Consider the following 11,779-nt stretch of genomic DNA (forward strand, 5'->3'; position numbering starts at 1 on the left):
CCCGCCTATCCCCGGCTCGCCGGGGTCTGCGCAGCTGGCGTTTCCCGGTCGACAACCACGCGCTGGTACGCCTCCAGGTTGCGACGGATTTCGCTCAGTGAGTCACCGCCGAACTTTTGCAACGCTGCGCGGGCCAGCACCAGCGCAACCATGGCCTCGACAACAACCCCGGCGGCCGGCGCCGCACACACATCCGAGCGCTGGTGGATTGCGACAGCTTCCGCACCAGTTGCCAAATCGACGGTGGCCAGCGCCCGTGGCACAGTGGAGATCGGCTTCATTGCTGCGCGCACCCGCAGCGGCTGACCATTGGTCATACCACCCTCAACTCCGCCTGCTCGATTAGTGGAGCGGACGAAACCGTCAGGGCCAGGATACATCTCGTCGTGGGCACGGCTGCCGCGGCGACGCGCAGTCTCGAAACCGTCGCCGATCTCAATACCCTTGATCGCCTGAATTCCCATCACCGCTGCGGCCAGCTGACTGTCGAGCCGGTCGTCACCGCTGGTGAAGGATCCCAGCCCGACTGGTAGGCCCAGCACCACAGCTTCCACCACTCCGCCGAGAGTATCGCCGTCTTTCTTGGCCGCCTCGATCTCAGCAAGCATGGATTTTTCAACCTGCCCATCAAATGCGCGCACCGGGCTGGCGTCGATCGCGGTGAGGTCTCCTGGGCCTGGTGGTGGCCCATAGTAGGGTACCGACGCACCGATCGAGATAACGTGCGAGAGCACTTCGACCCCCAACGCTTGACGCAAGAAATGCCGCGCGACCGTTCCCGCCGCAACGCGGGCGGCGGTCTCCCGGGCGCTAGCCCGTTCCAACACCGGTCTGGCATCGTCGAAACCGTACTTGAGCATACCCGCATAGTCCGCATGGCCAGGACGTGGCCGGGTGAGCGGGGCGTTGCGCGCAGAATCTGCCAATTCCGCGGGGTCGACCGGATCAGCTGCCATCACCGATTCCCACTTCGGCCACTCGGTGTTGCCGATCTCGATGGCTATCGGCCCCCCCATAGTGATGCCGTGGCGTACCCCGGACAGCACCGTCACCGCGTCACGCTCGAATGCCATCCGCGCACCGCGACCGTAGCCGAGCCGGCGACGCGCCAGCTGATCAGCGATGGCGGTAGAGGTGACTTCCACGCCGGCAACCATGCCCTCGACAACGGCCACCAACGCACGGCCATGCGACTCCCCTGCGGTGATCCAGCGCAGCACTTGACTATCCTCCCATGCCGTTTTGGATCCGCCCAAAATGCGCGCTTTCATCGAAACCGGCACCAACGTATGGTTCTCTCGCACTTTCCGTGCTGGCGTGGATTTCAACAGTGAGGTCACACGAAAGCCGGCTCACAGCGCCTACGGCAGCCAAACACATCGAGGGACCACACAACAAAACCCTGGCGGCACCTAAAAACCGAGCGGCCACATCCAGCGTTACCAGAAACCACACTTCGACGCCAAAACAGCCAGTTAGTCCGCCCAGCCCGATCGCCAACTTGACATCTACCGACCTCTATCGCTGCCAGCGCCATCAAGATACACCCCCAGTCAATGCTGCCGCACCGGCCAGCACGGACCCTCCGCGGCCGACGCTGACGCCGATCAACAGAATCACACCCCCTCCGAGTAACGTCAAGACGTTCGGTAACCGGTTGTTCGGCGATGTCATAAACAGCTCAGTACCGCCGGCTAGACCAGCAACACACGCGACTCCAACTCGCATACGCGGCACGCTAATGGAGAGCCGCCAAAGCGCAAGCCATCGCCTCTCGCGGTGCAGGCATACCAGTGAATTGCTCCACCTGCGCGAACGCCTGATGCAGCAACATTTGCAAACCACTGATCACTCGACCGCCTGCCTCGGCCACCGACGCGGCCAGTGGCGTGGGCCACGGATCATAGATAGCATCTAGCAGCACCGGGATCCTTGCGAAGGTAGTGGCATACTGCGCAGCCGCGTAGGCCGGGATAGTGCTAACCAGAACTTCGGCGGCTGCCACCGCATCGGCTAAGCCACCGCTGTCCAGACCGCAAAATCGGGTTGCCACACCGACCTGCGCCCCGAGATCGACCAACCGAGCCGCTTTGTCCGGATTGCGTGCCACAACGGTGATATCGGTGACGCCGAGTTCGGCCAACCCCACCACAGCCGCCGGGGCAGTGCCACCCGACCCACACACCAGAGCACGCCCCGCTAACGGCCCGATCGCCGCCAGCGCCCCTATCACGCCGTCGATATCGGTGTTGTCGGCCCGCCAGCCGCGCGGGGTCCGCAGCAGTGTGTTAGCTGATCCAACTAGGCCGGCACGTGCAGTGTGCTCATCGGCGAACCGCAACGCGGCAAATTTGCCCGGCATGGTCACTGAGACGCCGACCCACTGCAACTCCAACCCACCGACGACAACCGGGAACTCGTCGGCGCCGCATTCGATCCGTTCATACGTCCAGTCCTGCAAGCCCAGTGCACAGTAAGCGGCCCGATGCAGGCACGGAGAACGGGAATGCTCGATTCTCGAACCGAGAATGCCAGCTTTTCGGGGCATCGTATTAACGCGTGCTGTCGAGGACACCATTGTGTTTCGCGAGTTCGATATTGGCCAAATGCTGCTGATAGTCCCTAGTAAACAGCGTCGTCCCCTGGGCATCAATAGTGACGAAATACAGCCAGTCACCTGGCTCAGGATACTCGGCAGCGTGTAGCGCGTCGATGCCGGGAGAACAGATCGCGGTGGCTGGCAGTCCTTGCGACACATAGGTGTTCCACGGCGTTCGCAGGCCACGATCAGCATCGCTGGTAGCCACCTCGCGGCGGTCTAACGGATAGTTCACGGTCGAATCAAATTCCAGCGTGCGATGCTCATAAAGACGGTTATAGATGACACGCGCTACCTTCGGGAAGTCCTGCGGGCTGGCCTCTTGTTGCACCAGCGACGCCACCACAAGGATGTCGTAGGGCGACAAGCCCAGGGAATGCGCGGTGTCTACCAACCCGGATTCCGTATACCCCACGGCGCTGGCGCTGATCAGATTGGCCATCGTACTCCCGGCTGAGGCCGACGGATCAACATTGAACGTTCCCGGCGCGATGAGCCCCTCGATCCTGCGATGATCGTTGCCCAACTCCATCACCGGTTCAAGCGCCCAAGCTGGCACCGACAGCTTGGGCGGTGAGGTTCCGCTCGTCGCCGCGCGAAGGTCGTCCAGCGAGACGCAATGTCTATTGCCGTCGAGATCCACGCAGGTGGCATGAGAAATCAGCGAGAATATACCAGGATTCACCTTGCCGGTCTTCATGTCGGTGGTGTCATCAAGTTGACGACCTTCCGGGATGACCAGCTTCCCCACCCGGTTCTTCGGATCAGCAAGCCGCGCGGCCGCAGCAGCCGCCGGGATTTCGGTGCGTATCCGATAGAAGCCCGGCTGGATCGACGAAATCGCGGCGTTACCGCGCGAAGCGTCGACGAATGCCTGGACCGAGGCGACCACCCCCCGGTTGTGCAGCGTCTCACCGATCACGGTAGTTGAGTCACCAGCATGGATTTGAATCATGATGTCGTGCTTGCCGGCGCCCATGTAATCGTCAGCAGACCTGAACAGCGTGTGCCACAGTCTGACTCCAACAAAGGCAGCGACCACCACGACCACAACGAGCAAGCCAAAGGCTACTTTGCCTGTGAAGCGCCGCCGACGATGTCCGCGTTTTACCAGATAGCGCCCACCCCGGTCCCTTCTGCTCATCTGGTGACGACCCATCCCGATCGCCTCAGGCACGGTACGGTGGCGCGCTAGGTAATCAGCCATCGATGACTTCTTCAGCCGCCGATACAACTATAGACGCAACCGCCGACGCACGGCGTTGATCTAGCCAACTTTGCAGGATCACCACCGCCGCCACCTGGTCGATCACCGCCCGCCAGTCTTTGGCTCTTACACCTGCGGCGCGTAGCGTTCGCTGCGCGCTGACGGTAGTCAACCGCTCATCGGCGAGTCGAACCGGTATCGGAGCAACACGGCGTGCCAGCGCTTCGGCGATTTCGATCGCGTCTTTCGCCGACGGGCCGGTTCGATCGGCCAGCGTCCGCGGCAAGCCGACGATCACCTCGACCACCTGCAGTTCAGCTACGAGTTCAACCAATCGGCGCAGGTGCTTGGCGGAACGGTCGCGGCGCAGTGTCTCCACCGGGGTGGCCAGGATGCCGTCCGGATCACTGGAAGCCACACCGATGCGAACACTGCCCATATCGATGCCAAGCCGCCGTCCCCGCCCAGAGGCTTGCTGTGACGATATCACTCAACCAACCCGCGCTATCTGGGCACGTATCGCATCAAGCGCGGCGTCGATGCCAGTCGGGTCTTTTCCCGAACCTTGCGCTAGGTCGACTTTACCACCACCACGCCCGTCGACGACCATGGCTAGCCGTTTGACCAGATCGTTAGCGCGAATTCCCAAATCCTGGGCAGCGGGATTGGTGGCGACCACGTACGGCACCGTTGAGGTCGGCCCGTCCGAAGTCACCGCAATCAGCGCGACCACCGCCGGCTCACTTCCTAGCTTGCCGCGGATATCGCCAACCAGGGAACGCAGATCGGCCTGTGTCATTGTACCGGATATCTGTTGCGCCACGACCCGCACATTCCCGATCCGTTCCGCACCTGCCGCAGCGTTGGTCACCACCGCCTGGGCGTTTGCCTGCCGAGCGCGCTCAAGTTCCTTCTCAGCGATCTTCAGCCGCTCCACTAGCGTGGCTACCCGGGCGGGCACCTCTTCGGAAGGCACCTTCAGCGACGCGGCCAGCCCGGCCATCAGTGCACGCTCCTTGGCCAGGTAGTGAAACGAATCCAGTCCGACGTAAGCCTCCATCCGGCGCACTCCGGAGCCGATCGATGATTCGCCCAAGATCGTCACCGGGCCGATCTGCGCTGTGTTGTGTACGTGCGTGCCACCGCACAGCTCCAGCGAGAACGGTCCGCCCATCTCCACCACCCGCACCTCGTCGGGGTAACTCTCACCGAACAACGCCATCGCTCCCATCGCCTTGGCTTTGTCAAGCTGCTCGGTGAAGGTATGTACCTCAAAGTCCGCTTGCACGGCCTCGTTAGTCACCTCTTCGATGTGGGTGCGTTGCTTGTCGGTCAGTGGACCCTGCCAATTGAAGTCGAAGCGCAAGTAGCCCGGCCGATTCAGCGATCCCGCTTGCACAGCGTTGGGCCCCAGTACTTGGCGCAGCGCGGCGTGCACCATGTGGGTGCCCGAGTGTCCTTGCGTGGCACCCCGACGCCAGTCCGGATCTACTGCCACAACGACGGTGTCGCCCTCGACGAATTCTCCGAACTCGATGTTAACACGTTGCAAGTAAAGAATTTTAGCGATCTTTTGCACGTCGATTACCGCCGCCCGGGCGTTCTCGCCGGCACCAGTTCCTCTGATAATGCCGACGTCCGCGATCTGACCACCCGACTCGGCATAAAGTGGAGTGCGGTCCAACACCAGCTCCACCCGATTGACGATGCCGGCTTCGCCGCGGACGGTGTGCGCGACTACCGGAACTCGTTTGCCATCGACGAAAATTCCTAGAATTCTTGCCTTAGTAGTCAATTCGTCAAAACCAGTGAACTCGGTTGGACCAACGTCGACCAGATCGCGGTATGCAGTCAGGTCGGCGTGTGCGTGCTTGCGGGCGGCAGCGTTGGCTTTGGCAAGCTGACGCTGTTGCAGCATCAACTCGTGAAATCCCTTCTCGTCCACGGTCAAGCCGGCGTCGGCCGCCATCTCCAAAGTAAGCTCAATCGGGAAGCCGTAGGTGTCGTGCAGGGTGAAGGCATCCGAACCGGCAACCACGGTGGAGCCCGACGCCACAGTGGCACCGGCAACGTCGTCAAACAGCTTCGAACCTGAGGCCAAGGTGCGGTTAAACGCCGTTTCCTCGGCGACGGCCATGTAGTCGATCCGATCGAAATCTTCAACCAGCTCGGGATAGGACGGACCCATCGAATCGCGTACAGTGGCCATCAGGTCGCCCATGATAGGGCCATCGATACCTAGCAGCTTGGCCGAACAGATCACCCGGCGCAGCAACCTACGCAACACATAACCACGACCATCGTTGCCGGGACTGACGCCGTCGCCGATGAGGATTGCGGCGGTGCGGCTGTGGTCAGCGATGATGCGGTAACGAACGTTGTCGACGTGGTTAGCTTCTTCATTTTCGGGGCTATACGGGTGCAGCGCACAAGTGGTCACTAGGTCGATCACTGGCCGCAGCAGGTCGGTCTCGTAAACGTTCTGCACGTCCTGCAAGACCAACGCTACCCGTTCGACACCCATGCCAGTGTCAATGTTCTTGCGAGGCAACGGACCGCAGATTTCATAGTCCTCCTTAGTGATGCCCTCGCCACGCTCGTTCTGCATGAACACGAGGTTCCAAATCTCAAGGTAGCGGTCCTCGTTGACGATAGGACCGCCCTCGGGGCCGAACTCAGGACCGCGGTCGTAGTAAATCTCTGAGGAGGGACCGCATGGCCCAGGGATGCCCATCGACCAATAGTTATTGGCCATACCGCGGCGCTGGATTCGCTCGGGTGGCAGCCCGGCGATCTCCTGCCATAGGACGACAGTTTCGTCGTCATCAAGATACGCCGTTACCCAGAGCCTTTCCGGGTCAAGACCATATCCTCCATCAGCAAAACTGTTGGTCAGCAACGTCCAGGCCAGTTCGATAGCCTGGCGCTTGAAGTAGTCTCCGAACGAAAAGTTGCCGGCCATCTGAAAGAAGGTGTTGTGCCGAGTGGTGATACCCACCTCATCGATGTCGGGAGTGCGGACGCACTTCTGGATACTGGTGGCCGTCGCGTACGGTGGTGTGCGCTGCCCCAGAAAAAATGGCACGAACTGGACCATGCCAGCGTTGACGAATAACAGATTCGGATCGTCGAGGACCACCGACGCACTAGGCACCTCGGTGTGGCCCGCCTTCACGAAATGATCAAGGAACCGCTTCCTGATCTCGTGTGTCTGCACTCTAACTCTTCTTCCCTAGTTCCCTTAAATTCTGGTAGTTCTGCCGGGACAGCACCCGGCAATGTGCTTGAAGTCGATTTCCAAACCTATGTGCCAGACAATTGAAAGGCCGTCTAACGACACTTTCGACCGCACAGATTACCGGTCTGACGTTATCGACGTGTGCTCCGTGTAGCGCCAGTTATGCCTCCACGTAAAGTCAACCACACCGACCACCGCGGGTTATCTCGGTTGAGATCGATCAGAACGACGCTTTACCAGGTCCCCGGCAATAACTATGGTCGGGGCCGTGGCTCACGGAGCCATGTGTATGCCGGTAACAACCGTCGCGCGGCAATAGCCGTTCCAGCATGTCGATCAAGTCGTCGTCTGAGCCCACACCAGTTTCAACGATCGCCAGCTCCGCCGTGGCGTGCGAGACGAACATGTTGCATAGACCGACGCTGTGAGCCGCACAGAATCCGCATACCGCGTCGATGAAATCCACGATGCGGCGATGGGCGGCGATGGGCTGTGTCTACCTCCGGCACCTCGGTATGCACGCAATCCAGCCGACGGGCGCGGCTTGCCGGCCTGCCAATCCGATGCGCAACCCTCAAGAAAGCCCACCAAGAAGCACTGTCAGGTTGGAGAAAAGAAAAGTAGTTGGTAGGCCGCCACCGGAGCGCTGCCCCAATAAAATAATTAAGATTAATCGTGCACGCACACTCTAACACCATCCAGGCGTAACCCCTGCCGGTCGACATTAGGGAATATTGTGCACGTTCGCGATGTCATAATGCTGCGTACCGCAGGAGATCGCCAGGTGTGTCGAATTGTTACTGTTGGTCGACCGGTAGTTCGGCAGATGCATCGCCACCAGCTCTTGAGAGAGCGGCCAGGCGATGCATCTTAGCGCTGCGCGGGTAGCACCTCTTCGCCGATCAGGCTGCACTAATGTTCGACGGCAATGCACAGAATCGAAGATAGGAGATTGCTCTACTACATCGCGACTGTCGCTTGCACTAGGGTACATGGGTGCGGGCCACCTAGTTCAAAATGGTATCGGACCAGCGCAGCCGATCGCTGGATTTCTACCGAACATCGATGCTTCCGAAACTAGAGAAACTCGACGGGCTCTGCAGCGCCAGCCTAGTGATCAACCATCCCGCATCCCGGCGTGCGGTGTCCTGTTCGACATTCGACAGCGTAGACACAATGACACGCAACCGCAATCGGGCGACCAAGTGGTGCAGCAAGCGAGTCCGGGATTTGGGAGCCGAGGTACTCGACGTAGCCGAATTGAACCTGGCAATCGCACACTATCAAGGTGCCCGAACTGGGCTGATGCCGAATGTGTGGGCCAGCGGCACACTCGAACGGCTAGCTCTGCCGGCCGCGGATGATCGCTCGTAGCCAGCCCAATCGATCGGCGATCCCACGTTCACTGCCGCGGCCGGTGGGCCGGTAATAGTCGACTCCCACCAGCTCATCCGGCGGATACTGTTGGGCGATAACACCATCGGGGTCATCGTGGGAATACTTGTAGCCTTTAGCGTCGTCCAGCGCCGCTATATCAGAATAGTGCCCGTTGCGCAGATGAGCCGGCACCAAACCGACCTTGCCGGCTTTAATGTCGTCGATCGCGGCACCCAGCGCGGTTGTGACGGCGTTCGACTTCGGCGCAATGGCCAGATGAATGGTGGCATGTGCCAGCGTCAGCTGGGCTTCGGGCATGCCGATTAGCTGCACAGTCTGCGCAGCGGCGACCACAAGCGGAAGCACGGTTGGGTCAGCCATACCGATATCTTCGCTAGCTAAGATCAGCAGCCGGCGCGCGATGAACCGTGGATCCTCTCCGGCGATCAACATGCGCGCTAGGTAGTGCAGCGCAGCATCCACGTCGGAGCCACGCACCGATTTGATGAAGGCGCTGACGACGTCATAGTGCTGGTCGCCGTCCGGGTCGTAGCGCACCGCAGCTTTGTCCAGGGATTGCTCGATGGCCATGACCGTCAACTCGTCACCGGCTTGGACGGCTGCAGCAGCCACCTCCAACGCGGTCAAAACCCGGCGGGCGTCGCCACCTGCCAACCGCACTAACAGATCAACAGCTTCGGGCGCCACTGCGACCTGTCCGCTCAGACCGCGGGGATCGTCGATAGCCCGCTGCACCACAGCACGGATATCGTCGGCGGTCAATGGCCGCAACTGCAGAATCAGTGATCGAGACAGCAGCGGCGCCACCACGGAAAACGACGGGTTTTCGGTGGTTGCGGCAACCAGCAAAACTACCCGGTTCTCTACCGCGGATAGCAGGGCGTCCTGCTGGGTCTTGGAGAACCGGTGCACCTCGTCGACGAACAGCACAGTCCGCTCACCGCGAAGCAGTGCCGTTCTCGCACTCTCGATAACAGCTCGAACATCTTTGACACCCGCCGACAACGCCGACAGCGCCTCGAACCGGCACCCAGTCGCCCGCGAAATCAGCGCTGCCAGGGTCGTCTTACCGCATCCTGGCGGACCGTAAAGGATGACCGACACCACACCCGAACCTTCGACGAGACGACGCAGCGGCGACCCAGGAGTCAACAAGTGACCCTGCCCGACCAGCTCGTCCAGTGATGCCGGACGCATCCGCACCGCCAGCGGGGTCCCAACTGAGGCCTCTGAAGCGTGATCGGTCGGCTGCGGCGCCTCAAACAGGTCAAACAAACTGTCGGACACGACAGTAGAAATACCACGAAGAACAGACACGTCGTTCGGGGATAAACCCCTGATAGTCAGGTTCCCGACGGGCGCTGTAGCAAATCTCTCATAAGATCAAAAGTATGATTTCCATCATATCTGCTAAGTTCCAGATTGCCAAGTCCCGCACACGTACTGAGCGCAGTAAGCCATAAATCAAATCAGGACGGTAAGTAACTAGCCAGCTCCAGACTATAAAACAATTAACCCACCCGACCCACAGAGCGGGAAGAATAGAGCCTTCCCGGCTATCCACCACCGCCGAGCCACCCGTTGACACCGCAATTCGATGTCGATGACAGAATCAGCTGATCGTAGAACACATTCCAGCACACTAGCGTAAATCAGTCCTCGCCTACCGAGTAACGGTGGCACTATTCGCCGGCGCGGCTGTGACGTTGGTCTTCGACCTCTCGAACAGTACGAGCACCACATCAACATAGGCGACTACGATGTCACCGGCGAACCAATCAACATGGCGCTGACTCCCGCCGCGATCGTTGTCTTGATCGTCCACTATACGCGATGGGGATCTTCATCCACACCGGAATCACCACGGGCTGCCTCGATAGTGCGGACAAGAAACCAGTGACCGTCGGGACGTTCATCAAGCCGCGCAATCTAAGCAGTGTCATGGTAACCGGTCCACTGTTGCTCGTTGCCACCGCAATCCTCGCGCTGGCGTGCGTCATCCCGGCGGTGCCTCTCGAGTTCGTAAGCTAGTTCACTATCACGTTTGTGACCGATCAATCCCTTGCGCCCGCCAATGCTGTGAAGACCAGCTTCTCGACGATCCGTGGCAACCTCGACAACATGCTACTGTCCTGACTGGTGCAGGTTACTGCGGAGCTCGCTGATGAAGCGCTCGGCGTGATAGGTCTGCTCGTCGCCTTCCCGATGTCCGCACTTATTCAGACCTACACCTAACAGAAAGCTTTCCAGCGGTCAGGTCGTTGCGCTGAACCAGCCGGTACACCAACCTGGACCCTCACCCCGCATACGAGCTGGGCCAACCCCGGCCACGTACCTCGATGCTACCGTTTGGACTGAAGGCACCTCGTCGATGACGGCGTGGGTAAACTGAATCTTGTCTAAAACGTTGAGCAGCAACACAAAAGGATCTAGCTCGTCATGGCCTACCGAACGGTTGACTATGCTCAGCGACCACAACAATGGTAGCCACACGTGGATGTGGCAGGAAAGCACTGGGAAACAATGCTCGTCGCTCAAAGGTTGCTGGCACCAAACCACACCAAGCTGAAATATGCCAGGGCGTCGTGGATCTGCAGGTAGTGAGCGAATATATCGGCCCCCAATCCTTGGCGGCGTGCATGCCCACAATACGAAAACACGAAATGCTCCTGCCAATACGCAGGCACACCGTCACGGTAATGTTAGTCTAACACCTTAGAGTAGTCGGTGCCAAGATCACCAAGATAGTTCACAGAAGTACTCCAGGGACACACTCGAGTTGGCGATCAGCCGGTAGAAGTTATGTAATGCGTCGATCTCATGGCGGAAGTGCCCGAGCCGGGTGCAGTAGGTCTCGTCCATCTCAACCCGTCACTGCGCGCGGTGAACATCGCTGCCATCGGCCAAATCCAGTGTGATTACGCCGCCGTCATGCCCGATGACCACCTTCTCGTGCTCACTGGACAACAGATGAAACGTCAGTCCAAAGTCGGGATCCTGATTACGCCCAAAAACCGGCAGCTTCAGCTCGTTGAGCTCCACGATCAACCACCGCTTAGCTGCTTCGGCTCGGGTGAACTCCGTCAGACCAATAATGTCCACATCGTACGGCCATTGTTAGTGTCAACACACATGACGTGCATAGCCCGCCAGGTTGGGCGACGGTGACTAGCCAGTTCTTTTCGGCTAGAAGAAGATTGGCAAACAGTTGATAATCGCCGGAAGCAACGGCACCGACGTGATCGGCGTCGCCAATCACCAGCAACACCATGTCCTTCAGCGAAAACCCTAACACGCTGCCGCAAGACAAACACAGCGGAGTTCTCGAACGCCAGGC

The 11,779-nt window shown here is 59.8% G+C and carries 9 protein-coding genes and 3 pseudogenes; 3 read left to right on the top strand and 9 right to left on the bottom strand.

The genetic code is table 11. The features are described 5' to 3' along the window. Nucleotides 1-5: 5 nt before the first annotated feature. From aroC to MUBE_RS18200, 7 genes and pseudogenes are all read right to left on the bottom strand, one after another. The gene (aroC, locus tag MUBE_RS10820; protein WP_116540565.1) at nt 6-1,220 is read right to left on the bottom strand and encodes a chorismate synthase; all 1,215 of its coding nucleotides are present in this window, start codon (nt 1,218-1,220) and stop codon (nt 6-8) included. Nucleotides 1,221-1,353: 133 nt separating this feature from the next. Further along, nucleotides 1,354-1,728, bottom strand: a pseudogene (locus tag MUBE_RS20415) (hypothetical protein); the annotation flags it as partial. A gap of 10 nt (nt 1,729-1,738) precedes the next feature. Next, on the bottom strand, nt 1,739-2,548 hold the full coding sequence (locus tag MUBE_RS10830; RefSeq protein ID WP_424399086.1) for a shikimate dehydrogenase: 810 nt from the start codon (nt 2,546-2,548) through the stop codon (nt 1,739-1,741). 4 nt (nt 2,549-2,552) lie between these two features. After that, on the bottom strand, nt 2,553-3,758 hold the full coding sequence (locus MUBE_RS10835; protein WP_424399087.1) for an endolytic transglycosylase MltG: 1,206 nt from the start codon (nt 3,756-3,758) through the stop codon (nt 2,553-2,555). A 40-nt stretch (nt 3,759-3,798) separates the two neighbouring features. Continuing rightward, nucleotides 3,799-4,296, bottom strand: coding sequence for a Holliday junction resolvase RuvX (gene ruvX, locus MUBE_RS10840; protein ID WP_243633005.1), 498 nt, complete (start codon nt 4,294-4,296; stop codon nt 3,799-3,801). Further along, nucleotides 4,297-7,023: an alanine--tRNA ligase gene (alaS, locus tag MUBE_RS10845; protein ID WP_116540530.1), complete on the bottom strand. Its 2,727-nt coding sequence runs from the start codon at nt 7,021-7,023 to the stop codon at nt 4,297-4,299. Nucleotides 7,024-7,175: 152 nt separating this feature from the next. Continuing rightward, nucleotides 7,176-7,531: pseudogene (locus MUBE_RS18200) on the bottom strand (YjbQ family protein). Between MUBE_RS18200 and MUBE_RS20420 the strand changes: the two are divergent. Beyond that, complete coding sequence (locus MUBE_RS20420) at nt 7,469-7,675, top strand: hypothetical protein (protein ID WP_133297102.1); 207 nt, start codon at nt 7,469-7,471, stop codon at nt 7,673-7,675. The pseudogene MUBE_RS18200 and the gene MUBE_RS20420 sit on opposite strands and share 63 nt — an antisense overlap. 434 nt (nt 7,676-8,109) lie before the next feature. Beyond that, entirely contained in the window at nt 8,110-8,418 is a 309-nt protein-coding gene (locus tag MUBE_RS18205) for a hypothetical protein (protein WP_243633006.1), read from the top strand. Here the strand turns inward: MUBE_RS18205 and MUBE_RS10860 are convergent. Further along, nucleotides 8,386-9,741, bottom strand: a complete 1,356-nt coding sequence (locus tag MUBE_RS10860; protein WP_165849823.1) for a replication-associated recombination protein A — start codon at nt 9,739-9,741, stop codon at nt 8,386-8,388. The genes MUBE_RS18205 and MUBE_RS10860 overlap by 33 nt on opposite strands. A gap of 534 nt (nt 9,742-10,275) precedes the next feature. Between MUBE_RS10860 and MUBE_RS10865 the strand changes: the two genes are divergently transcribed. Next, nucleotides 10,276-10,473, top strand: coding sequence for a hypothetical protein (locus MUBE_RS10865; RefSeq protein WP_116540531.1), 198 nt, complete (start codon nt 10,276-10,278; stop codon nt 10,471-10,473). Between the two features lie 222 nt (nt 10,474-10,695). Here the strand turns inward: MUBE_RS10865 and MUBE_RS10870 are convergent. Next, nucleotides 10,696-11,777: pseudogene (locus tag MUBE_RS10870) on the bottom strand (putative zinc-binding metallopeptidase). Nucleotides 11,778-11,779: the final 2 nt, after the last annotated feature.

Source organism: Mycobacterium uberis, assembly GCF_003408705.1.
Classification (GTDB): Bacteria; Actinomycetota; Actinomycetes; order Mycobacteriales; family Mycobacteriaceae; genus Mycobacterium; species Mycobacterium uberis.